This window comes from Clostridium sp. Marseille-Q5894, assembly GCF_946902305.1.
Taxonomy (GTDB): domain Bacteria; phylum Bacillota_I; class Bacilli_A; order Erysipelotrichales; family Coprobacillaceae; genus Thomasclavelia.
The window spans coordinates 49966-75421 of the sequence record NZ_CAMPPT010000011.1 but is presented as its reverse complement, the minus strand read 5'-3'; the positions used below and the strand labels follow the sequence as shown (position 1 = coordinate 75421).

The following is a 25456-nucleotide window of genomic DNA, read 5'->3' as shown; positions in this document are numbered from 1 at the left end:
CTGTTTGACTTATTTTTAAATCATTGAATATATCCGATGAATCACAGCCCTTAGAATAATAAGCCACTAACATATTGGCATCAGTGCTCTTTCCAAATCTTCTTGGTCTCGATACACAAATATATTTATTTACTTTTTTTCTTAAATATTCGACCCTTTCAATCAATAAAGATTTGTCAACATATATTTCTTTATTAACCGCTTCATAAAAATTCTGATTATTTGGATTTAAATATATTCCCATACTTATCATCCCTTTCTTTAGGTAATAATTATACCATAAATAATCTTAGTTTTATCAATATAATCTAAGTAATAAAAATAAAATTTACACAATATCTTTATATAAAAAAACTGACTATATTTTTTTGTCAGTTTTTAATTATAATATTTATTTTTTAACGAGTAATTTCAATTCTTTATCTGTTAAACTCCGATACTCACCATAATTTAAATCTTCATCTAATTTTATCCCTGCAAATGCAATTCTTTTTAGACTAATTACCTGATTATTACAAGATAAAAACATCTTTTTTATTTGATGGTATTTTCCTTCACTAATCGTAACAAAACAATGATGATTATCTATAATTTCTAATTTTGCAGGCAAACATTTAATATCTTGATCAATTATAATTCCATTTTTAAAAAGTTCAATTAAATTATTATTTAGTATTTCTTTAGTTTTTACTAAGTATTTTTTTTCGATGTGATTTTGTGGTAAAAGTAATTTTTTTGAAAGAGTTGGATCATTGGTTATAACCAACAATCCTGTTGTATCTTTATCTAACCTGCCTAAACAATAACATTCTTTATTATCAATTAAATCAATAACACATTTTTCTTTAATATCTTGATTAGCACAAATATATCCAACGGGTTTATTCATCATATAGTAACTAAAAGGCTGTGCTTTTAACATGACATTATTATAGATTATTTTATCATTTTTGTTTACTAAATACTTAGTATTAGTAATGATTTCATCATTTACTTTAATCATTCCATGTTTGATCAAGGTTTTACATTTTTTTACGTTGCCTAATTTGTTTTTCATTAAAACATAATATAATTCCTTAATACAATTTCCCCCTAAATGCGATTTACACCATCTTCAACTGCAGCCTTTTTTACAGCTTCGCTTACAGCCTTTTTAACTCGAGAGTCAAAAATTGATGGTAAAACATTATCGGCTGATAATTCTTTTTCATCTAATATTTCAGCAATCGCATAAGCTGCTGCAATTTTCATATGTTCTGTAATCTGTGATGCTTGAACATCTAATGCACCTCTAAACACCCCTGGAAAAACTAGTACGTTATTAACCTGATTTGGATAATCACTGCGCCCTGTGCAAACAATCATTGCTCCAGCTTCTTTAGCTTTTTCAGGCAAAATTTCAGGAACTGGATTTGCCAGTGCAAAAATAATAGGTTTTGAATTCATTGTTTTAATCATCTCACCTTGAAGACAATCAGCAACACTCGTTCCGATAAAAACATCAGCATCTACTAATGCTTCTTTTAAATCACCTTTAATTTTACGAGGATTAGTTATCTTAGCTAACTCTTCTTTTTGACCTTCTAATCCAGCTTCTCTTCCTAAAGATAAAATACCATGTTCATCAACAGCAATAATATCTTTAACACCTAATGCCTGTAACATTTTAATAATTGCTGTTCCTGCAGCACCTGGTCCGTTTTGGACTACTTTTATCTCTTCTATTTTCTTACCTGTTAGTTTTAAAGCATTTATTAATGCGGCACTAACAACAATTGCTGTACCATGTTGATCATCATGAAATACAGGAATATCACAAAGTTCTTTTAACCGATTTTCTATTTCAAAGCACCGCGGTGCACTGATATCTTCTAAATTTATTCCCCCAAAACTTCCCGATAATAAAGTAATAGTTTTAACAATTTCATCTACATCTTTACTTCTAATACATAATGGAAAAGCATCTACATCACCAAATTCTTTAAATAAAATACATTTTCCTTCCATAACCGGCATCCCTGCTTCAGGACCAATATCTCCCAATCCTAATACTGCACTGCCATCTGTAATAACTGCAACCGTATTCCAGCGACGTGTTAATGTAAAACTTTTGCTAATATCTTTTTTGATTTCTAAGCATGGCTGTGCTACGCCAGGAGTATACGCCAATGCTAGATCATCTTTGTTCTTTAATGTCACACGTGATTTAATTTCTAATTTACCGCTTAATTTCTCATGTAAATTTAATGCTTCTTGTTTATAATCCATTCTAATTCCTTCTTTCCGCTTTTTATTATACCGCTGTTTTTGTTGAAATTAAACCATATTCAAAAAGCTTTTTATAAAAATATTTAATATCTATCAATATATAATTATTTACTAAAATAACATATGAAGATAATCTTTTTTTATCTATCCATAAGTTGGAATATCCCATATTTACGGACTTTTTTACTTTTCAATAGATTGACACCACAAGTCTCATTCTTTCATGAAAAGTTGTAAAAATGCAGTAATTTCAGCTCTTACTACTATACTTTCTGTACCATATTGTAGGTGTGATTTGTTGCAGATTTTAAGAAAAATTTTCTGGTATCAAAAAGCTCACACAAAACATAATGTTTGTATGAGCAAAAACACTTGTATATTTAGTTGTAATAGACAAAGTGCTCTTATGTCCTTGAATATTGATTAAAACACAGCATATATTTGACTTGCTTTTAAAAAATTTCCTTTATCTACAATTATTTACTATCTAGATTTTTCAAAAATACCAAAGATATCTTCAACAAATATTGTATCATTCATTTTCATCTCAACATATTGATTGAAATTATTTTTATCAATCTGTGTCCCTTGTATCACTTTTTTCCAATTAGGATAATTTTGTTCAAAAGTATTTCTTGTAATATGATAAGTACTTCCGCTAAAATTGAAATTAATATATTGCACATTTTCTATTAAGGCAAAAATGGATGCTGAATTATAAATCAAACTCTTTTCCACATATAGATTATCGTTTCTGTACCAATCGGTAAAATGATAATCGATTATCAATCCGCAATCTTGTGAATTGATTTCAAATACATGTCCATATTCAGAGAGTGGCAAATTTTCAATTAACCTTCCTGCATTACTATTATCGCCAATATATTTACTTTGATATTTAAGAATATTGTCTATTCCACTTTTTTCTCTATCAAAAGGACTTATTGAAACAGTATCAATCGTATATTCCTTTTTGATATCAATCACAAAGTATTCATTAGGAGTATCAGCGTTGATTTGATATACATGGTAAAAAGGATTTTTGTGTAAAATCACTTTGTTTTCAGCAAATGTTGTTTCTGTTAGGTATCTATAAATCGGTGGTCTTTTTGATGTACTGACACCAATAAAGTCTATTACAAAAAAGGCTGATAATATCAGTAAGAACAAGCAAACACAGATCAACAGTTTTTTTCGTATTGTTGGTATTTTCAATTCTCTAAAAATACCTGCAATAAATAGTATAAGACCAATAATTGAATAAATCGAACTCCAACTACTTTCTGGTGAGCTTATAATAAAAGCACAAAAACATAAACATATTCCAATCACCATAATAAAAACAGAAATTTTTTTATGTTCATTTTTGATTTTCTCAGTACTATAATCTAACGTGCTGATTATATTTTTCTCTGAATATTCAATTGCTCCATCTGCTTCTATTGTTTCTCCAGCAAGCAATTCATTTAAAGTAATACCTAGTTCCTTGCTCAATGGTTCTAATAAAGAAAGGTCGGGCATATAATTTCCATTTTCCCAACGAGAGATTGTTTTGTTACTAACTCCTAACTTTTCACCAAGTTGTTCTTGTGTAAGTCCTTTGGCTTTACGGTTCAACGCAATAAATGCTCCTATTTTTTTAGTATCCATACATTTTCACTCCTTTCAAGACAAATGTAACAGATTTTACCGTAAAATGAACACCCCACAAATAGCGAATTGCTTTTTTTTATCGACATTTTAGTCTTTTTTGTAATCATACAGATATCATAAGGAGTTTGTTTCCTAAATATCTTTTAAATCGACTATTGCTGCGCTCGAATATGTTTAAAAAGTGGTATAATATATTTCTTATCTATCCAATCACATGCTTGTCCCTGAACACATAATAACTCTTTCATCCACGTTTTACACGAGGCAGTATCTCGTTTTGAAATCATTTTTTGTAACATTTTACACAAAGTGCGATCTTTAAAAGTCATACTCCTTTCATTCCATGCACCCCTTGCATAGAACAAAGGAATGTTTTTTAAATCACCTTTTAAATTACGTGTTTTAACTTCTTCAATAGCTTCTTCATCAAAAGAAGAAGCTCCCACACATAAAATAATGATTTTTTTGTGCCTTAAATTTTTATAGTTTTTACGCAAAATATCTAATCCTGCTATTCCCCCTGCATATATTGCTCCAGCAAATATAATCCAATCATATCTTTCAAACAGCACCTTTTTATAGTTCGTAATTTCAAAAATATCACAGCATAATTCCTCTTTTAACATAGCAGCATATTTCTTTGTTGCCCCATACTTTGATTTGTAAAGAACTAACACTTTATTCATACTCATTCTCCTTTTTATTATATTTCAAAATTGATTTACGACTTCCTATAACATCTATCTACATTTAACTACAAATTGCTACCAGTTGATATTTGTAATTGGACACAACTTCAACTTTGATGTAGATAATCGTCATAAAATATTTTATTATCTTGAATTGACAATAGAGATTTTATATACTTCATTAATCAAACTAGTAATTGTAATCTTTCTATCCAAAAAAGTAATATAATACAATAAAAAATTAATGCTATTTTTCATCTTTAACCATCTTTTCAAGATTATCTACACCAGAATATAATTTCATTAAAAGAGTAAATAATGTGTTTATTTCTTCATCTGTGTAAACTTCAAATAAATACTTTAATTCTCTTTGATATTTTAAAAATTCATTATCAAAAAACATATTTACTTTTTCTGTAGGACACATCCACAAAGCTCTTGTATCATTTGGACTTTGTTGAATAGTAACAAAACCTTTCTTTTCTAATACACTAGCTAATTTTTTTATATTCTGTCTAGAGCAGCCTAATAAATTGCCTAACTGTGTAAATGTAAGATATTCTTTAGACTGTCTGATTATTGATAACAGCATAAATTGTTTTAATGATATTTCTGGAATATGGTTATCAAATAATGTCTGTAATTTATTTCCAATAATAAATAGACTGTTGAAAATCGCTTTTTGTTGATTCTCGGTTGAATCAGAAAACTTATTAATTAAATTGTTTATTTCCATTTTTTCCTCCATCATAAGTAACTTGTTACCATTAATTATAGTAACAAGTTACTTATAAGTCAAATAGAAACTTTCTTTTTATATGCTAAATGCTTTTATAAAAACACATATTATCCAAATCAGTACTTAAAAAAGAGAAAAAGTATGGATTTATTAAAGCTAAAAGATAATTAAAACTTTATGATTAACTGCTGATTTTTAATTCTTACCATAATTATAACTCCATTTCGTTCTTTAATTTATCATAGTCTACATCACTTTAAAATTCCCCTTGAATCAAAAAAATATTTTATCTAACTGTGATAAAAGTTTATATAGTATATTAAATTTTTGTATTAACAGTATCTATTTCATATATTTAATTCACTAGTTTTCCACCTATGAATTAAAAAAAATGTTTCTTTCAAAAAGCAATATATGCTTAATTAATCTACTATCAATTTAAAAATATCTTTTAATTACAAATCAAACATCTATTATTTATATTTTAGAACTTTTTTATTAATCAAACGTTTAAAAATTATTAATTTTATATATAAGATCATAAAAACTAACTTATATTACTAATTCAAAAAATATTAATCATTAATATTTTTTAAACAAATTTAAAACAATCTATAAATATTATTACCATACAATAACCCAAGAATCATAAAAAGAAAGGGTTATAATATGAAAAAAATAACATTATCACTAATTAAATATTCAGATTTTTTAGGTAGATTTGTAACAACTATAAGCCATGGTGGATATAATCATATTTCAATATCCTTAGATGAAGATGAAAAGATTTTTTACAGTTTCAACTATAAAGGCTTTGCAATTGAAGATACAAACTATAAAAATCAAAAAACAAAAGTTTATGAAAATATGCGTATTCAAATATATGTTCCAAATGAAATTTTTGATATTTTAAAAAAAGATATTTATCGATTTATAAATAATAAAGAGCAATTTTCCTATACAAAAGTAGGTCTTATCTTATGTTTTCTACATATTCCCCATAAGTTTAAAAATAAATATTTTTGTTCTCAATTTGTAATGGAACTAATTTCCAACGCAGGTATTGTAAGTCTAAAACGAAAAGAGTCATGTTATCTACCCAACCACTTTGTCAACCATGTTGACTACTTATTTCCCATCAATAAAACTATACAATATATTTCATAAAAATATATGATTTAACAATTTAGAAACAAAATATAAATAATTCACAAATAAATCAACCCTATACTATATATGTCAAAACGAAAGGAGATTATAAAAAATGGCAAAATTAAAATTAGTAAAAACAAACGAAAAAATTGCAGAAGAAGTTGTCGGAAGTTATAAAAATATTGAAAAAACTGTAGTAGGAGCTTTTAATAAAATATCAGATAAATTTGTTGATAATTATCTTACTAAAGATGGTGAATCTATAGAAGATGCTAAAAAAAGATTAGCACAAGAACAAAAAGAAAGAAAAGAGCAAACGCTTTAAACATACTCAAAATAAAACTAAAGCTTAACTTAAATACAAATAAATATGGAGGAAATCAGATAATGAAAAAAAGTACATTTGTAGCAACAATTTTAGGAACTATTGGGGGAATATTATTTGCATTGGGCATGTGCATGGCTTTAATTCCTGAATGGAATGCATTCAAACCAGGTATTATCATGGGAATCTTTGGAATTATCGTGTTGCTTATTATGGTATTTGTTTGGCGAAAAATGGAAAATAAAGCACCGATTAAATTATCAGGAAAAATTATTATGGCTACTTTCATTGGGATTATTGGTTCATTACTTTTAGGAGTAGGAATGTGTTTGACAATGGTTTGGCAAAATATGATTATGGGAATTATTATTGGGATTATCGGTATAGTTGTTCTAATTTGTTTAATTCCTTTTATCAAGGGATTAGAGTAACACAAAAAGTACAATTTTCTTAAATAATACTTATAATAAAAGAAGGTCTATGAAGAGTTTGATTACTCTTTATAGACCTTTTAATATTTAACTAAGCTTTATTAATTTTTGAATTATTTAATAACTCTTTTCTTTCTTTGAGCATATAAAGCCATTCCACCTAACATAGAAATAGTTAATGCTCCAAGATATTCATATCCATATTTATCATCAGTTTCTACTGAAGATGGATCTTTTGCTTTTACTTCATTTGTAAATACAGGTGTTTTATCATATACAACCTCAGCATTTAAATTACCTTTACCATCATCTGTAACATTGACAGTAGCTGTAAATACTGAATTATCATAAGTAACAGTTTCATCACTACCACTTACTTCAGCAATAGTATATTGATAAGTTCCAACTTCATCAAAATTCAATTTATCAAATTGAATTAATCCATTTGCTGTATTTAAAGCTTCAGATACAACTTTTCCATCTTTATCTTTTAATACAAATGTAAATTCATCAGCTTTTAAATCTCTTCCGTTTAACATCTTTGTAGCACCTAATTGGATACTTGTTGCTGCTGCTTTATAACTATTATTAAATACTACTGTATCTAAATTATTATTATCAACACCAATATATCTAATCTTAGCACCTAAATGTCCACCTTCATCAGTTACGACTACTTCTAATAAATATGTGTTTTGATCATATGTTACTCCACCTAAATTGTTATTCTTTTCAATCATTGTGAAATAATATGTTCCTACTTCTTCAAACTCAATTTCACTGAAATATAAGTTTCCTTTAGCATCATTTGTTGCTGTTGCAACAACTGTACCATTTTGATCAAGCAATTCAAATTCAAATTCTTTATCATTCAATTTACGTCCATCTAATTTCTTAACAGCTTCAATCTTTTGAGCACTGTTGCCACCAATGATAACTGATTTTGCTTTATATATATTATTGAATTCAAATTCATTATTAATAATTTCTGACTTCAATTCACCATTAACATCAGTTACTTTTACAGTTACATCTTTTACGTCACTATCATATGTATAACCTTCATTACCATCATTTACTTCACTGATCTGATAATGATATTCACCTGGTCTATCATATGTGATCTCATCAAATTGAACTACTCCAGTAGCACTATTTGTTACAGAAGTTTTTTCTGGCATTGGTGCATTATTAGTTGTTTCGATATTGAATGTAAATGCATCAACTGCTAATTCTTTTCCATCAAGTACCTTTTTACCTGAAATAATTGCAGTAGCTGCTTTTGGATTATATCCATTTGTAAACTTAATACTATCTACACTATTATCTTTGATTGCAGTAGAAACTTCAGCTTCTAATCTTCCTTCAGTTTGATTATCAGTTACTTTTACTGTAATTGTATATACAGTATCATCATAACTCATACCACCTAAGTTTCCACTAACTTCTTTTACATCATAAACATAAGTTCCAGCTTCAGTGTATTTAATATCAGTTGCAAATATTATCTTTCCATTTGCATCATTTGTTACTGTATTTTCTTTAATTGGATCACTTGTTGGATTGTTTTGTGATGGAGTAATCATAAATTCAAATTCTCCACCTTTTATATCATATTTGTTTCCATCAGTTGGTTTTACTGTTTTTGTAGCACTAAATCCATTTGCAAGTACAATTGGAGTTGCTTCATATTTATTTGTGAAAGTAAATCCTTCACCATTTCCGCCTTCTTTTACATAAGTAACATCAGGAGTTAAAATTCCTGTATCCATATCATAAGTTACTTTTACCGTTGCTTTAACAATTCCACTATCATTAGTAACACTAGCAGCTGATCCACCAGTTTCTTTGATTGTGTATTCATAAGTTCCTGCTTCACGATAAGTAATTGGGGCAAAGCTAATACTATTTTTATTATTTTCTACAGTTGTAACTTGTGGCATTGGAGCGTTATTGATACCTTCAATTGTAAAGCTAAATTTATCAGTATCTTTTAAATCACGTCCACTCATTACTTTTGTACCTTGTAATGTTGCTGTTACAGGAGCAGGAGTATATGTGTTTGTAAATGTCATTTCTCCAGTTACTGTAGGTGTTGCAACAACAAGTTTACCTTCGTTGTTATCAGTAACTTCAACACTTATTGTAGTTACATGACTATCATATCCAACTCTTTCAATATTTTCATTTACTTCAGAAATTTCGAATGTATAAGTTCCTGGTTCTTTAAATGTAATATCACCAAAATTATTTGTTTGTAATACTTTTGTTAAAGTCAATGTAGTTTCTGGTAATTCAATCTTTTCAGCTTCAACAGCTGCTTTTGTTATTTCATCAGAAGCTTTTAATTCAAATTTAAAGCTATCAGTATCATTCCAGTTACGACCTGCCAATACTTTTGTAACATTAAGATTTGCTTTACCATCTAAAATAACATTTTCAGTTCGATAAACATTACTAAATGTTAAATCATCATTGCCTTCAACACTGACACTCATTGAACCATCATTGTTGTCTACTGCTTTAACAGTAATTATTCTATCTGCTAAATCATAAGTCACACCTGGGATTTTTCCATCCACTTCATTTACTTTAAATGTATATTCTCCAGGTTTTGTAAATTCAATATTTCCAAAACTTGCAGTATTGTTACTATTTTTATTTATTTCAACTTCTGTATTTCCTAAGAATCTTACATCACCAGCTTCAACAGCTTTTAATGTATCACCAGTAGCTGTTAAATTAAATGTAAATACATCTGTATCTAGCCATTGATTATTAACACGACCAGTGAATTCTTTTGTAACAACTAAATTTTTAGCTGCATCAAGAGTTACTGGTAAAGGTGCATAAGTATTATTGAATGTTAATGCATCACTTCCATCAATAACACTTGCTTTTAATACGCCAGTATTATCATCTGTAACTTGAACAATAATGTTCTTTACAGATTCATCATAGCTTACACCAGCAGTATTACCTTTTGTTTCTCTTATTGTAAACTTATAAGTACCTACTGCTTTAAATGTAATACCATCAAAATATGCATTATCTTTATTTGTATTTGTAACAACTAAAGTAGTATTTTCTGGTAAAATAATATTCTTTTGATCTAAGGCTTCTTTAGTTGCTGGATCATTTTCATCAGCCGCTAAAATAAATCCAAAGATATCATCATTTCTCCATTCGTTATTTACACGTCCTGTAAAGTTCTTAGTTACTTTTAAATTTGTACTTCCATCAAGAGTAGTTTGAGCAGGTGCATAAGTATTGTTGAATGCTAAGCTATCGCTTCCTTCAACAAGAGTTGCTTCCATTGTTCCATCATTTCTATCTACTACATTAACAGTAATAGTTTTTGATGTCTTATCATAAGTTACGCCTGGAATATTTCCTTCTACTTCACTTACGCTAAATGTATATGTTCCCGCTTTTGTAAATGTAATATCACCAAAGCTTGCGCTATCTTTACTATTAATTACTAAATCACCTGGTAAAATAATTTCACCAGCATTTACAGCATCAATAGTTGCTGTATCTTTAGCAGTTATAACAAATCTAAATTCATCAGTATCTAACCATGCATTATCTGCACGACCAGTAAATGTTTTTGTTACTTGTAAGTTTTCACTTCCAACAAGAGTTGTTGCACTTGGTGCATAGCTATTGTTGAATGTTAAAGTATTACTTTCTTTATCGATAGTTGCTACTAATTCACCATTATTATTATCTACTACATTAACGATAATTGTTTTTGGTGTTGTATCATAGCTTACACCTGGAATATTTCCATTTACTTCACTTACTGTAAATTTATATGTTCCAGCTTCTGTAAATCTAATATTACCGAAACTTGCACTATCTTTATTTCCTTCATTGATAGTTAAACTACCATTATCTAAAATTACTTTTCCAGCAGTAACTGCTTCTTGAGTAGTAGTATCACCTGCTGTTAAGTTAAATGTAAATTCACTATCTAACCAGTCACGTCCTGTAAAGTTCTTTGTTACTTTTAATGCTGTACTTCCTTCAAGAACGGCTTCACTAGGTTTATAAACATTATTAAATTCTAGTGTCTCACTATTTTCAGTATCAATTGTTGCACTCAATGTTCCATCAAGATTATCAGTTACATTAACAACGATTGTTTTAGGTGTAGTATCATATGTTACTCCTGGCACTTTAGTATCTACTTCGCTAACTGTAAATTTATATGTTCCAGCAGTTTTAAATGTGATATCACCAAAATATGCAGTATCTTTATTTCCACTATTAACTATTAATGAGCTATCACCTAAAATAATATTTCCATTATTATAAGCTTCAGCAGTTGCAGTATCAGCTGTATCTGGTTTTAAATCAAATATATAAATATCTCTTGTTGACCATTTATTATCCTCACGTCCTGTTAGATTTTTTGTAACTTTTAGGTTAGTTTCTCCCTTAAGAATTGCAGAATCAACAGGTGCATAGGTATTTTCAAATACTAATAATGGTTCATTATTAATTGTAGCTACTAAACTTCCATTATTATCATCTGTCACACTAACAGCAATATATTTTTCACTTGAATCATATGTAATACCTTTAATATTTCCTGGTTTTTCTGTTACTTTGAATACATAATCACCAGTTTTTGTAAATGTAATTTTACCAAAGCATGCTGCTGAGTTTGGTTTATTTATTTCAATTTCTGTATTTTCAAATGTAATTTCTTCTGCTTCAACAGCATTTTTTGTAACTGTATTACCTGCTGCTATATTAAATGTAAATACATCAGTATCAATCCATTCACGTCCCTTTAACTCTTTGCTCACTGCTAAACCAGTTGCACCAATAGATACCGGATTTGGAGTATATTTATTTGTAAATGTTAGATCATCACTTTCATCGGCAACGATAGTTGCACTCATTGTACCATCTTTATTATCAACTACCTTAACAGTAATTGTTCTTGGTGTAGTATCATATTTTACTCCTGGAATACTTCCTTCTACTTCACTTACTGTAAATTTATATGTTCCAGCTTCTTTAAATGTAATATCACCAAAACTTGCACTATCTTTATTTTCTTTATTAATAGTTAAAGTACTATTGCTTAAAATTACTTTTCCATCATTTTTTGCAAAGACAGTTTCATTATCAGCTAGCTCTAATTTGAAACTAAATTCATCTGTATCTAACCAATCACGTCCATCTATTACTTTTGTAACTTTTAAATTAGCTGCACCGTTAAGTGTTGCTTCATTAGGAGTATAAGTATTTTTGAAAGTTAAATCCGTTTCAGTATTTCCTGATACAGTAACATCTAATGTTCCATTACCTTTATCAGTAGCAATAACCGTAATTACTTTTGCATCAGCATATGTAATTCCATTTATTGGATCAGATGCATCTTCGCTTATACTAAATGTATAAGTTCCTGGTTTTTTGATTGTAATATTACCAAATGCAGCTGATTTTGTTTCATTTTCGTTTGTTATTGTAATTCCATTAGCATTATCAGGTAAAACAATATCTTCATTTTCAATTGCTGTATTTGTTACATCATCATTTCCACTTAATACAAAGCTAAATGAATCACCTTCTTGCCAATCACGACCTTCTAATACTTTTGTAACTTTTAAATTAGTTGCACCATCTACAATACCTGTTGTATTGTAAGCATTTTTGAAAATTCTACTTCCAGTTGTATTTGATCTAGTTACAACTAATTGACCATTTCTATCTGTTACATTAAATATAGATTCTATAACATGATCATCATAAGTAACACCAGCTACTTTATCGGCATCATCTGGAATAATTTCCTTAAATCTGATTTTATATTCTCCAACTTTTGTAAAAGTAATATCTCCAAATTGTACTTTTCCATCAGCTAAGTTAAATGCAGTATTATTCTCTGGTAACTGCACTCCATCTTCAGGATTAGCACTTATTACTTCCATGACAAAATTAAATTCATTTTCTTTTAATTCATCTTTTCTATCACCACTTAATACTTTTGTGATTTCAAGTGGAGTCATTGTTGCTGAAAGTGGTTCATAACTATTTTTAAATTCGATACTGTTTACATCAGTGTAGTTTGTTCCACCATCAATACTCTTTTCAATCTTTGAAGCTGCTTTTAGATTTCCATTCAAATCATCAGTTACTGTTACAATAACTTTATAAATAGATTCATCATAAGTCATTCCTGTACGTTTAGTTTCAGGAATTTGTTCTTCAATAGTATATTCATAAGTACCTGCTTGTTCATATGAAATATTTTTTAATAATTGTATATTTCCTTCACTATCATTAGAATTAATTCTAACGCTGTCACCCATAGGAACACTATTTTGTACTTCCACAGTAAAGAAGAATTCATTTGCTTCTAAAGATTTACCTGATAGTATCTTTGTTCCATTGATATTAACAGCCGTATCAGCATCAAAAACTGCCTTATAAGTATTTACAAAAATTGCCTGAGAATTATCATTGCTTCCCGTTCCATTGTTGTAAGTAACGGCTGCTTCTAATTGACCTTTTCCATTATCAGTTACTTCAACTGTAACAGTACAATTGTGATCATCATAAGTAACACCACCAGCGTTACCTTTAGTTTCTGCAATACTAAATGTATAAGTTCCAGTTTTTGTAAAAGTGATATCTCCAAAATTAAATGATTGCGCTACACCAGCTTGTCCATTTTTAACTGAAGCACTTGAATTTTCTACAATAACATCTTTAGCAGTGATTGCTGAAACTGTACTTTCATTAGCTGGTAATAAAGTAAAGTTAAAAGTTTCGCCATCTTTCATATTACGTCCATTCAATGTTTTATTTCCATGAATAGCTGTATTCGTATCTTCTGAAAGAGTTACACTTGCTGCACTATAACTATTAGAGAAAATAACTTCATTTCTAACATCAACAATTTTATTTTCATCACTTATTACATTTTTATAATATGTTGGTGTTGCAACGACATGAGTTTCTGTGTCATTAACTTGTGAACTAACTGCTATTTGAACAATATACTTTGTATTATCATATGTAATTCCATTAAGTGTATATGTACCATCATTGTTTACAATCGCATCAGCTGGAATTACTTCAGAAATTTCATAAGTATAAGTATTACCAATATGTTGATCAGTAAATGTTATTGCTTCAAAACTTATCGAATCACCAATATTACTTACCTCAAGAGACTGATTAACAGCGCCATCAGGCATTGGAGCAATATTAGCATTATCACCAATTGCTTTTATCTCAAACTTAAATTGATTATTTTGTAAACTTGTATTACTAATACTGTCTGTCCATTTCTTTTTAGCTAAGATACTTACTTGTGTACTTTCTACATCATATGTATTTGTAAATGTTGCAATATTAACTTCTTTAATATCAGTTGTTCCACTATCATCAGATGTTTTATACATATGAGATTTAATATTTAAATTACCAGAACCATCATCTATAACTTCTACACTTACATTATAAGCAGCATCTGAATAAGATAATCCTAACAGCATATCTTCAGGATCAGGTGTTTTTTCTATAATACGATATGTATAAGTTCCAGGTTTTGTAAATGTAATATCTTCAAACGCAGTTTTATGATCAACTGTATTTGAATTTATCGTTATTAATGTTGATTCAGGAAGTGGATCTGTTGTAGTTGTAGAACTGATTTCAAATATGAAACTATCATCTGCATTCCACTCACGACCATTAAGTACTTTTTCAACTGGAAGATATTGTGTTCCATCTAAAGTAACTGGTGTTACAGAATAATGATTAGTAAATGTTGCCATAACAGTTCGACCAGCACTAATTGTTCCAGTTGCATCAGTTGAAGTTGCTTTAAAACCACTAACTGCACTTTCGATTACTTCATACTTTGCACCATGTGGTAATCCTGTAATATTAGCTTTTTGATCTTTTTTCAATGTTAATGTTCCACCATTTGATATAGTACCTACTATTGGTGTGCCATCAGCATTTGATATAGCTTCACCACTAGTATCAACAACTGTATAATTATATTCTCCACTTAATGAAGAACCATTTTTATCATTTAAATTAACTGTAAATGTAAATTCTTTATCAGGAGCAGTTAAGCCTTCATCAGCTGTAACTGTTTTAGATATTTCTAAAGTTCCTCTAGCCTTTGCTTTTCCTACACCATTATTTCCTAGATAAACTGCAAAATATCCACTACCTGAACCAGCCGCTCTACTATTTCCATTTTCATCCAATTGATATACAGGAACATAATAGTTTGTTGCAGTTCCAGTTGTATTTTCAGTTTTTATACCAGTAAAATTAGCTAAATTTCCAATACGAGGACTTCCTGCCTTGATATGCAATTGACCATCTATCTCTTCAGTAAATGTTTCTAGCATTTCCCCTTCACGACTAATTATAGCTGTTTCTAACTCATTACCATGATAAAATTGTTGTTTAAAGTAATAAGTACTACTACTATTAAAAGTTGTAGCTGGATTAGTACAAGCCGCATCAGTATATAATGGAGTATCTTCTTGGAAGAAATAGTACTGGTTTGTTGCAGAAGCCTTGAATTCAACTTTGGCATCTCCTACACTTTGACCAACTTCAGTATTACCACTATATAAATTACTATAAAAACTAACATTTCCATCATTATCTAAATGATTTTGAATATAATCACTACTTACCTTATCAGTGACTACACCATTTTCATCTACAACCCCATCTTTTAGTCCTACCGTATAAAGCATTCGCATTGGATAGGCATTATTAGATGTATTACTGTTTACAGTTCCATTAGAATTTAAATTAATAGTATTAACTCGTAATGGAATAGCTGAAGCAGGAATCTTTATTTCTAAAACTTATTTTCCATCAGTTTCTTTTAAAGTGATTTCTATCTGACTAGCATCTTGCTTTCCATATACTTCACTTTCTATTTCACCACTAAATGTATATGTAGTATTACCATTAGAAGCTTTATCTATTGTTGGATTTTCAAATACTTTCCCGCCATAAATCATAGCTTTGAAATCCTTAACTTCCATATACTCACCAATTGGATCAGTATAAGTAATATATCCATCTTCTGTTGGATTATCTCCAGTAATTTCAGTTGGAACCATTGGTGCATTAATTGAAATATTACTTACAATATCTTTAAAGACATTTGCTACGCTATTAGCATCATCCGCATCATAGTAACCATCAACATATTTTAAATCAGATGCTGAGGTAATGTCATTACTTTGAGGATGATAAAAGGTATAATTAACCTCAGTAGTCCACCAACCACTTCCTTCTTCATTAACTATAACAGATGGAGTTCCATTATTTTTATAAGTATTCCATGCACTACGAATAGTATTTGCAATTGTATTATTAGCATCCCAGTAAGTATTTGGATTAAGCGAAATATTAGCTAAATTAGCATCACTACCTGTAAGACTAGTAATCCCCATTCCAATTGTATATATTTTTGTTGCATAATTAGAATTATCAGAAACATTATAATTTCTATTAACAGCCTCTTTCATATATGAAGCTGTCATCATTAATTTCATACCATTACCTGCATATGAACCGCTACCTGATCCATCATTATTATTATTTTCAGGTTGCCACCATTCTCTAGAATCTGATGAATAAGTTGCAGCTCCATCTGATAATAAAATTACTGCCGGAACACGTTGATATGTCTTTCCATCGATATCAACAGTTGTTGAGGTTTCTGTCGCCAAAAGATTCATTCCAGTATACATACCCATTTGAGTATTAGTACCTCCAGAAACACTAATATTAGCTCTTATTGTTTCTCCTTGGCTATTAACAGCATTATATGTTAATGTAGCATAATTTCGATTTGCAGTAGTTATATCTAAACTTAAAAAGTTATTATTACCATTTTTAGTATAACGATCTAATGGTAATAAAGTTGTTGCGGTTGAACTATATCCTACCACACCTACCCTTATGTATGGATTCATAGCCATTAACTCATCAATAGAATTATTTACTGCATCTACAGTATTTGCAATTCGACTCTTACCATTATCCATTCCACTACTTGCATTACTCATAGAACCCGATAAATCAATTACAAACACAACATCAACAGGAACTTGTGTTTGACCACTGATAGATTGTGAACTTGCTAGAGCGGAATAAGCAACTAAAAAATCAGAATCATTTTTAATTGTTACTTCGCCCACATCTTCTGTAAATGTAGCATTCCCATCATATACTGTTTTATCTGTCCAAACACGACCAGCATATTGCGTTGATGCATTATCACCAAGAGAATTTGTATATGTAGTAGTTGTATTTCCATCAGATTGCTTATCCTCTAATGCATATACTGATCCTTGAGGCATTAAACCAATTACCATTGCAAGAATCATAATCAGTACAAATATCCCCGTACCTATTCTTTTTATTTTTCATATTTTTACTCCTTTCATGTATATTTGGTTATAGTTTGAATATTTTTACCACCTCTTTTATTTAATAATTAAAATTTAAAAAGTTATTAGATGAATGTAATCTATCAGCTATAAATTTTCATATGTTAAGACATACATTTGCTACAAACTGTATTAAATTAGGAATAGATGTAAAATCACTTAGTGAAATATTAGGACATTCTAATGTCAATACTACATTAAATCTATATGTTCATTCATCATTAGAATTCAAAATACAACAAATGAATAAATGGGAGAATTTTATCTCTGATAATATCGTAGAATAGTGCATTCTATGAAATTATACATATAGAATAATAAATATATGTTCGAATATTGTCGCTGATAAAATCTAAATAAAACATTTTTTATATTAGCTAAAATTTACAGTGCTGTATCAGTAATGGAAAAAATAAATATAAAATATGTCTTTTTTATATTATTTCAATTAAAAATTTATGAAAGAAAAATATTATGAAGAAATAACATTAAAAAAGTTGGTTTTATATTTAGTATGTTTATCTTACTTACAAGCATAATTCTGGCATCGTTAAGTCCATTAAGCAGTTTAGAAATACATTTTACAACAGTGAAAAGATAGTAAATATCATGAACAATATAATTGACAAAACAACAGTAGCAAAGGACTAAAAATAATAAATAAAAAAAGAATAGTAAATAACATTTAGAAAGCTGATAAAGCAGAAATCAAAATGATGCTTTGTCACTTTTTCATTCTTGAAGACATTTAATTTTCTAAATTTTATCAATATTCCAAAACTATATTTTTAATATAAAATAAACATATTATTCAAAATAACATATAAAAATTAATTATGATAATTTTATCCCAATCTTATCTAAATTAATTTGACAACAACTACTCTTCCCTTACGGTTTTCTATTTCATAGATACCACATGACTTTTCAATATATAATCAGCAGTTTATAAATAAAGTTTTATGTTTTCCAATGATTTGAAGGGAAAATCCCATCTTTGCAATCCTCTGTTTGAATCATGTTCAATACAAATACAACCACAAATATATTAAGTATGATTTTTTAAATGCTCTATAGAATCTATCAACAAGATCTTGAAATGATGATAAAACTAAAATATTAACTATTTTTCTAATTTATTAAATATCTGTTTTAAAACAATAATTGCAATGATTGCTAAAACTAATTCTGCACAAAATTGTGCATAAGCAAGTCCATAAAGCGGAAATAAATAATTTAAAATATAAATAGCTGGTATTTCTAAAATTATTTTTCGCATCACAGCAAAAATTAAAGCATTTTTACCTAAACCAATTGCTTGAAAAACACCTACAGCTAAAAAATCTAAACATAAAAATGGTAACCCTAAACAAAAACCTCTTAAAAACCTTATTCCATAATCAATAACTACCTGATTATTCATAAAAATCTGAATTAATTGACTAGCACCCAAATAATAACCAGCTAAGATAACCAAATTAAATCCAACAATAACTTTTCCTGTAAAAATAATTGAATTTTTCATTCGGATATAATTTTTACTAGAAAAATTATAACTGATTAAGGGCATAACCCCTTGCGATGATCCTAATGTGATCTGCATCGGAACCATGTATATTTTTTGAACAATTCCCATAGCAGCAACAGCATCAGGACCAAATGAGGACGTAAAATTATTCAAGATCGTCATTCCTGTGACATTTAATAAATTTTGAATCGAAGCTGGTATTCCAACTGCAAAAATCCCTAATACAATATCTTTATTAAAAGAAAATTGTTTAAGGTCAATGCAAACATATGTCTTATTTCTTTTATAAAATAGTAAAACAAAAAAATATAAACAAGCAAAACAATTAGATAAAAAAGTAGCTAATCCAGCTCCTTCAGCTCCTAAATTCAACCCCCAAGGAAGAATAAAAACAGGATCTAAAATAATATTTAAAAAACACCCGCTCATCGTCCCTAAACTAGCATGTAAAGAAGCTCCTTCAGAGCGCACTAAATATGCCATCACCACATTTAAAATAGCTGGTATTGCACCAAATGATACTGTCCATTTTAAATACTCACTTGTAGCCCGAACTGTAGAAACATCGACTCCTAATAAATCTAATAATGGATCTTTAAATCCTGTAAACAAAACAGAAAATAAAAATCCTGAAAATAAAGCACAATAAAAGCCAAAAGCTGAACTTTTTTTAACAGTATCATAATCTTTACGTCCTAAAGCCCGTGACATCATACTTGAGCTTCCTACCCCAAAAAGATTATTAACAGCATTAAAAGCTAATAAGACCGGCGCAGCTAAAGCTACTGCTGCATTTTGAATCGGATCATTGAGCATTCCGACAAAATAAGTATCTGCTAAATTATAAATAACCATCACCAAAGAACTTAAAACTGTAGGAATTGCTAGATTAGCTATTGCTTTTGGTATTGCAACAGTTTCAAATATTGCTACTTTCTTTTCATCATGCATATTCTTGTATCCCCTCTTTATCTCTTTTGATATCATTATTATGAATAAAAATAAGGAAGTTTTAAAGCTATTGAATTTTTCAATAAAATTAATTCTTCCCTTTTATTTCTTAACTTAAAATAAATATCAATCATAGATTCCTGCTCTATTTTTATAAATCCAACAATGTTGTTCCATATGAATTATCAATAGCACATAGCCATTTTTCATCAACTAAACGATAAACATAAGTTGCTCGCCTATCCATACTATATTCTGATTCATCCTTATTACTAGAATCAAGCAATGTTTGCGATAAAACTAATACAGTATCACCTGCTTCTAACATCATCATTTTCCCCTGAGTTGGAACAATGCTATTTTTAAAATATGCTGCAATTTTAATAAACGCTTGCTTAATTCTTTCTTTGCCCTGTACTTCTAATCCCGGTTTTACAACTAATAAAGCATCTTCAGTATAAAATTCCATTAAATCATCAAATCTTTCTTCTTTGATTGCAAGATCAGCTTGATGAATTAAATCTAAAATTTTTTGATTCATCATTATTTTTCCTCCATCACTAACCATTAAATCTCATCATTTTTTATAAAAAATACTTTTTAAAAGTATTCATAAATTAAATTTTTAAAATGAATTATTTAACAAAAAGCAAAATCAATCTATTTTATTAGAACAACTATTTTGACAAAGTATTTTTTAAAAACATAACTTTTATCAATACTTTTTAATTGAATATACTTTAATGTACCTGCTACTGTACCATTTAAACATATACCCTTATTAACATATAATTATCATAGTTTAAACGTTATATCTCTAATTTACTTCTTCTATTCTACAACTATGTTTTTTATTCTTTTTATCATAACTGATTCCTACTATCAGTAAATTATCTCTATGCCCTTCCAATCCCTTTGGATATTTCTTTTCTTTGATTTGATCTATCGCTGTCTCTGCTTCATGATCCCATTTTAACTCTACTATCATTGCTGGTTTATCATCTTTAGGAATAAACACCATATCCGCATATCCTTTCCCACTTGGCATCTCTCTTATTATCGTATAATGATTTCTTGCATACATATACGCGATCGAAATTGTATAGGATAACGCATTTTCATTATTATATGTTAGTATCGCTGTATCTAAATACGCTTCTTCGATATACTTAGCTACTAATTCTTCATCTCTATTCCATGTTGCTTCTAATAAGGCTCTGCTGTTTAATAACGCCTTCGTTGTTTCATTCCAGTTAGAACTTCTTATAGAATTAACAAATGAATCGATAACTTCTTTATTAGGTATATAACATGTCTGATTGGAACTGTTATATCCTAGATAACCTAGATGTATCAGCAGTGTTAAAACATCATCTTTTGATTTGAACGTCGTCATATCATTTTGAAACTTATCTGTATTCAAATATACTTCTTCTCCAGCCAATAATTTGACAACATCATCTTTCAAGCCGTCATAATTCATATCGATATACACTCTTAAGGCTTCATACGTCTCGGTTGCACTCCAGTAGTTTTCGTATTTTCTGTCCATTAAAGCATAAACAACAGAACGGTGGTTATAAACTGATAAATCATCTGTCATTTTATATCCATCATACCAGTCTTTCATTTTTTCATAGTCCATATCATATTTTAAACATAAATCTTGTACTTCTTTTTCTGTAAATCCCATAAACTCTTCCAGTGGTGTTGGGTTGAGTATCGATACTTCCTTAAACATATTCAAAGCACTATGGGTCCCATATTTCTTGATTGGCAGAATCCCCGTCATATAACATAATGATACATAAGGTTTGTCCTTTAACAGATTCCTTAAAAAATCCAGATATTTTTCCTGGGCTTCTTTATTATTTTTGTATTCTCTAAAGATGCAGTCCCATTCATCGATGACAAAAATAAAGCTATTTTGAACCTGACTGTATATATCATTGAGCACTCTGATGAGTTTTGTTTTATCAAAATATAACAAGTCCTTATATTCCAGAAGCAGTTCCCAAATAACTGAATCATTCACTAATTGAATCATCTTTTCAATATCATGTGTTTCACTTAAAAAATCCTGCATATTAAGATGAATCACATTATACTGATTTAAGTACTTTTGATATAACTCTGTTTGACTGATTTTTAAATGATTGAATATTTGTGATGAATCACAACCTTTGGAATAATAAGCTACCAGCATATTGGCATCAGTGCTCTTTCCAAATCTTCTTGGTCTCGATACACAAATATATTTATTTACTTTTTTTCTTAAATATTCGACCCTTTCAATCAATAAAGATTTGTCCACATATATTTCTTTATTAACTGCTTCATAAAAATTCTGATTATTTGGATTCAAATAAATACCCATACTTATCATTCCTTTCGTAGCATTATTGTAACATTTTTTGGCTGATTATTCATCTCTATTCAATACTAATCATACATATATATTAGTATTGAATCATATAAACTTTTTATAAATAAAAAAGATGCTAAAAAATAATTTAATTATTTACAGGCTTAAGTCTAAATTTCATAAGATACAAAAACATAGCATTCAACTATTGATTTAAAACCATACTCCTTACTATACTTATTTTTAAAACAAGCATATGAATGAAAAAAGATTATCCTGACTTCAATGAAGATTATAGCATCAAAAAGATATGATGAGCATGATAATCAGTTGGTGACACTAAATATCAATGAGTTTAAAGATGTTATTAATATCTTTAAAAATTGGGAAAGAGAAATCATCAATTCATTTTATTCCCATTAATAGAAAAAGGACCTCAAATAAGCCAATTGAATCTATTAATGGCTGAATTAAGATTCTATTAAAAATAACTTTAAAATATAAAAATTTTGAAAGATTAAAAAATCGTATTATGTACTAATACCAATATTTACAAATCAAATAAAGAACCAGTAAGGCCAGATACTAATTAAATAAAATAAATGTTTGAGCATATTAAAAGTATCATTCTTGACCCCACGGTATTGAATGATACTTTTTCAACTATAAACAAAAGCGAGATCAACAAAATCCCATGGAAGTTTAGAGACCCAATATTTACACTGTCTATTAAGCAATTATCTATCAATTTACTTATTTATCTGTTACTTTATAAATGCATTACATTATTTAAAAGTATTGATCTAACTACATTTTAATAACAGAATATTTTCTATATGCGTTGTTTGGGGAAACATATCAACAGGCTGACAGATATCAGCATGATAACCAAATCCCTGCAAATACTTAATATCACGAGCTTGAGTTGCAACATCACAAGAAATATAAACTATTTTTTTAGGATGAGCCTGAATCAAATAATCTAAAAATTCAGCCGAGCATCCTTTACGTGGTGGATCAACAAAAACAACGTCTAAATGCTGGTGATTATTTACAAGTTCAATCATATATTTTCCAGCATCAGCACACTTAAATTCAGTATTTTTAATATTATTTAGACTTGCATTAGTTTTAGCATCTTTAATAGCTGCTTCAACGATTTCTACACCATAAACTTTTTTAACATATTTTGCTAGTGAAAGGGTAATTGTTCCAATTCCACAATACGCATCTAAAACAATATCATCTTTTGATAATTCTGCAAACTCAATGGCTTTTTGGTAGAGTTTTTCTACTTGAATAGGATTTACTTGATAAAATGATTTTAATGAAATTTTATACTGATTATCTAATAATCGATCATAAATATAACCATCACCATATAATATAACTTCTTTATCTCCTAAAATAACATTATCGATTCGATGGTTGATATTTTGAATTACTGTTTTAATCATGGGAAACTCTTTAGTAATCGCTGTTACAAGTTTATCAATGTTGTTTATTTGATCAAGATAACTTATTAATACCAACATTACCTCATTAGTATGGTAACCATGCTTCGTTAATATATGTTTGATATTTCCTTGATGTGATAGTTTATCATACGGATAAATCTTATATTCTTCCATTAATTCTTTAACTCTTTTTGTTATTTGATTAGACAATTTATTTTGGATAGAACATTCATCACAAGGAATAATTTCATTTGATTTTTGTTTATAAAAACCAGTTACCAGCTTGTTGCCTTTGATTCCCACTGGCATTTGAACTTTATTACGATAATACCATGGCTCTTCCATCATTAAGCAATCATTTACTTTAACATAACAGTTACCAATTCTTTCTAAACAATCTTTAACTCGTTTAGTCTTAAATAGCATTTGTCCTTCTTGATTTAAATGCTGTAATTGACAACCGCCACATGGTTTAAAAACCAAACATTTAGGCTCTTGACGATATTTAGAAACTTTATCAAGCTCTATTAATCTAGCAATTGCATAATTCTTCAATACTTTGATTACTTTAAGTTTTCCTGTTTCACCAACTAGCATTCCTTTAACAAAATATGTAAAGTTATCGACTTTAACAACACCCTGACCATCATGTGTCAAATCAACACATTCACCATAAAAATAATCATTTTTCTTCATCTTTTCCTCCTAAAAAGACGAGCATCGCTCGTCTATTCGGTTTCATCTTTCTTTAAAGCACGATTAGTAGCACTTTCATCAACCATATTAGCACCTGTAAAACTGATTTCATCACTACTTGGATGCTTAGTTCCAAAAATTGGGAAATCTGTATCACCATTACTAGTTAAAACAAATTCTACATTATATTGCCCTCGACCATTAGCAGTTCCTAATAATTCACTATAGGTACTATCTTCGCTTTTGGGTTGTCCTAATGCATCATCTAATGTATGTAGGGCATTGGTTGCTAATTGTTTAGCATCATCTGAAGTAATATTATCAACAAAATTCATTGAAATCTTAATAATCCGACAATCTACTTCAATATCAATGCTGTTGATATTTGGATCAGCTTTAATAGTATTTTCAACATCCGTAAATTTATCTTCGTCAATAGATATCAACGATGCACAACGATCACCATAAACAGGACCATCATTACCTCCTGCTACGAACACATATACGATAAAGATAATTATCATTAAAAGTAATAAAATTAAAGCAATCCATCTTTTCTTTATTTTTCTCTTTTTCTTGCGTTTACCCATTGGCTTTTTTTCAATATCCTTATCAATAGAATTAGTTAAGGGAGTTTTCTCTATATTTTTAACTGACTTATCTTCATTTTTTAATGATTGTAAGTCTTCTTCTAATTCATCGTCAAATACAAATCTTTTTTGAGACATATTCATATCCT

16 protein-coding genes and 1 pseudogene are annotated in these 25456 nt (G+C 28.8%); 4 read left to right on the top strand and 13 right to left on the bottom strand.

Annotated elements, in window-relative coordinates; translation table 11 throughout:
* The 6 genes from OC535_RS13760 to OC535_RS13735 all read right to left on the bottom strand — a co-directional run.
* Positions 1 to 244, bottom strand: a 244-nt coding sequence (locus tag OC535_RS13760) for an AAA family ATPase (protein ID WP_498824074.1), incomplete at its 3' end; no start/stop codon positions are given.
* A gap of 147 nt (positions 245 to 391) precedes the next feature.
* Complete coding sequence (locus OC535_RS13755) at positions 392 to 1057, bottom strand: 16S rRNA pseudouridine(516) synthase (RefSeq protein ID WP_498824073.1); 666 nt, start codon at positions 1055 to 1057, stop codon at positions 392 to 394.
* A gap of 35 nt (positions 1058 to 1092) precedes the next feature.
* Positions 1093 to 2268, bottom strand: a complete 1176-nt coding sequence (locus tag OC535_RS13750; RefSeq protein WP_498824072.1) for an NAD(P)-dependent malic enzyme — start codon at positions 2266 to 2268, stop codon at positions 1093 to 1095.
* Positions 2269 to 2751: 483 nt separating this feature from the next.
* A complete protein-coding gene (locus OC535_RS13745) occupies positions 2752 to 3918 on the bottom strand; it encodes a DUF4825 domain-containing protein (protein ID WP_498824071.1) in 1167 nt (388 codons plus the stop codon).
* 155 nt (positions 3919 to 4073) lie between these two features.
* On the bottom strand, positions 4074 to 4607 hold the full coding sequence (locus tag OC535_RS13740; RefSeq protein WP_498824070.1) for a flavodoxin domain-containing protein: 534 nt from the start codon (positions 4605 to 4607) through the stop codon (positions 4074 to 4076).
* Between the two features lie 250 nt (positions 4608 to 4857).
* The gene (locus OC535_RS13735; protein WP_498824069.1) at positions 4858 to 5346 is read right to left on the bottom strand and encodes a MarR family winged helix-turn-helix transcriptional regulator; all 489 of its coding nucleotides are present in this window, start codon (positions 5344 to 5346) and stop codon (positions 4858 to 4860) included.
* Between the two features lie 672 nt (positions 5347 to 6018).
* Between OC535_RS13735 and OC535_RS13730 the strand changes: the two genes are divergently transcribed.
* The 3 genes from OC535_RS13730 (at position 6019) to OC535_RS13720 (ending at position 7257) form a co-directional block, all read left to right on the top strand.
* Positions 6019 to 6516 (top strand): hypothetical protein, encoded by a 498-nt coding sequence (locus OC535_RS13730; RefSeq protein ID WP_227053422.1) that lies wholly within the window; start codon positions 6019 to 6021, stop codon positions 6514 to 6516.
* A 97-nt stretch (positions 6517 to 6613) separates the two neighbouring features.
* The gene (locus OC535_RS13725; protein ID WP_227053423.1) at positions 6614 to 6826 is read left to right on the top strand and encodes a hypothetical protein; all 213 of its coding nucleotides are present in this window, start codon (positions 6614 to 6616) and stop codon (positions 6824 to 6826) included.
* Positions 6827 to 6888: 62 nt separating this feature from the next.
* Entirely contained in the window at positions 6889 to 7257 is a 369-nt protein-coding gene (locus tag OC535_RS13720) for a hypothetical protein (protein ID WP_227053424.1), read from the top strand.
* Between the two features lie 113 nt (positions 7258 to 7370).
* On the opposite strand, the gene OC535_RS13715 is transcribed toward OC535_RS13720, so the two are convergent.
* A complete protein-coding gene (locus tag OC535_RS13715; protein ID WP_498824068.1) occupies positions 7371 to 16013 on the bottom strand; it encodes a Spy0128 family protein in 8643 nt (2880 codons plus the stop codon).
* A gap of 108 nt (positions 16014 to 16121) precedes the next feature.
* Positions 16122 to 17657, bottom strand: coding sequence for a vWA domain-containing protein (locus OC535_RS13710; protein WP_498824067.1), 1536 nt, complete (start codon positions 17655 to 17657; stop codon positions 16122 to 16124).
* Positions 17658 to 17785: 128 nt separating this feature from the next.
* Between OC535_RS13710 and OC535_RS13705 the strand changes: the two are divergent.
* Positions 17786 to 18007: pseudogene (locus tag OC535_RS13705) on the top strand (tyrosine-type recombinase/integrase); the annotation flags it as partial.
* A gap of 836 nt (positions 18008 to 18843) precedes the next feature.
* On the opposite strand, the gene OC535_RS13700 reads toward OC535_RS13705, so the two are convergent.
* The 5 genes from OC535_RS13700 to OC535_RS13680 form a co-directional block, all read right to left on the bottom strand.
* The gene (locus OC535_RS13700; protein ID WP_227053426.1) at positions 18844 to 20199 is read right to left on the bottom strand and encodes an MATE family efflux transporter; all 1356 of its coding nucleotides are present in this window, start codon (positions 20197 to 20199) and stop codon (positions 18844 to 18846) included.
* A gap of 151 nt (positions 20200 to 20350) precedes the next feature.
* On the bottom strand, positions 20351 to 20743 hold the full coding sequence (locus OC535_RS13695) for a YybH family protein (protein WP_227053427.1): 393 nt from the start codon (positions 20741 to 20743) through the stop codon (positions 20351 to 20353).
* Between the two features lie 273 nt (positions 20744 to 21016).
* Positions 21017 to 22576 (bottom strand): AAA family ATPase, encoded by a 1560-nt coding sequence (locus tag OC535_RS13690; RefSeq protein WP_498824066.1) that lies wholly within the window; start codon positions 22574 to 22576, stop codon positions 21017 to 21019.
* A gap of 791 nt (positions 22577 to 23367) precedes the next feature.
* Positions 23368 to 24717 (bottom strand): 23S rRNA (uracil(1939)-C(5))-methyltransferase RlmD, encoded by a 1350-nt coding sequence (gene rlmD, locus OC535_RS13685; protein WP_024722540.1) that lies wholly within the window; start codon positions 24715 to 24717, stop codon positions 23368 to 23370.
* A 32-nt stretch (positions 24718 to 24749) separates the two neighbouring features.
* A complete protein-coding gene (locus OC535_RS13680; RefSeq protein ID WP_024722541.1) occupies positions 24750 to 25445 on the bottom strand; it encodes a hypothetical protein in 696 nt (231 codons plus the stop codon).
* Positions 25446 to 25456: the final 11 nt, after the last annotated feature.

Excerpts from the sequence above, each read along its gene's own strand:
- rlmD (WP_024722540.1), bottom strand. The coding sequence starts at position 24,717 with ATGAAGAAAAATGATTATTTTTATGGTGAATGTGTTGATTTGACACAT.
- OC535_RS13755 (WP_498824073.1), bottom strand. The coding sequence starts at position 1,057 with ATGAAAAACAAATTAGGCAACGTAAAAAAATGTAAAACCTTGATCAAA.
- OC535_RS13720 (WP_227053424.1), top strand. The coding sequence starts at position 6,889 with ATGAAAAAAAGTACATTTGTAGCAACAATTTTAGGAACTATTGGGGGA.
- OC535_RS13700 (WP_227053426.1), bottom strand. The coding sequence starts at position 20,199 with ATGCATGATGAAAAGAAAGTAGCAATATTTGAAACTGTTGCAATACCA.
- OC535_RS13695 (WP_227053427.1), bottom strand. The coding sequence starts at position 20,743 with ATGATGAATCAAAAAATTTTAGATTTAATTCATCAAGCTGATCTTGCA.
- OC535_RS13725 (WP_227053423.1), top strand. The coding sequence starts at position 6,614 with ATGGCAAAATTAAAATTAGTAAAAACAAACGAAAAAATTGCAGAAGAA.
- OC535_RS13710 (WP_498824067.1), bottom strand. The coding sequence starts at position 17,657 with ATGATTCTTGCAATGGTAATTGGTTTAATGCCTCAAGGATCAGTATAT.
- OC535_RS13690 (WP_498824066.1), bottom strand. The coding sequence starts at position 22,576 with ATGGGTATTTATTTGAATCCAAATAATCAGAATTTTTATGAAGCAGTT.
- OC535_RS13715 (WP_498824068.1), bottom strand. The coding sequence starts at position 16,013 with ATGCGAATGCTTTATACGGTAGGACTAAAAGATGGGGTTGTAGATGAA.
- OC535_RS13740 (WP_498824070.1), bottom strand. The coding sequence starts at position 4,607 with ATGAATAAAGTGTTAGTTCTTTACAAATCAAAGTATGGGGCAACAAAG.
- OC535_RS13730 (WP_227053422.1), top strand. The coding sequence starts at position 6,019 with ATGAAAAAAATAACATTATCACTAATTAAATATTCAGATTTTTTAGGT.
- OC535_RS13735 (WP_498824069.1), bottom strand. The coding sequence starts at position 5,346 with ATGGAAATAAACAATTTAATTAATAAGTTTTCTGATTCAACCGAGAAT.
- OC535_RS13745 (WP_498824071.1), bottom strand. The coding sequence starts at position 3,918 with ATGGATACTAAAAAAATAGGAGCATTTATTGCGTTGAACCGTAAAGCC.
- OC535_RS13680 (WP_024722541.1), bottom strand. The coding sequence starts at position 25,445 with ATGTCTCAAAAAAGATTTGTATTTGACGATGAATTAGAAGAAGACTTA.
- OC535_RS13750 (WP_498824072.1), bottom strand. The coding sequence starts at position 2,268 with ATGGATTATAAACAAGAAGCATTAAATTTACATGAGAAATTAAGCGGT.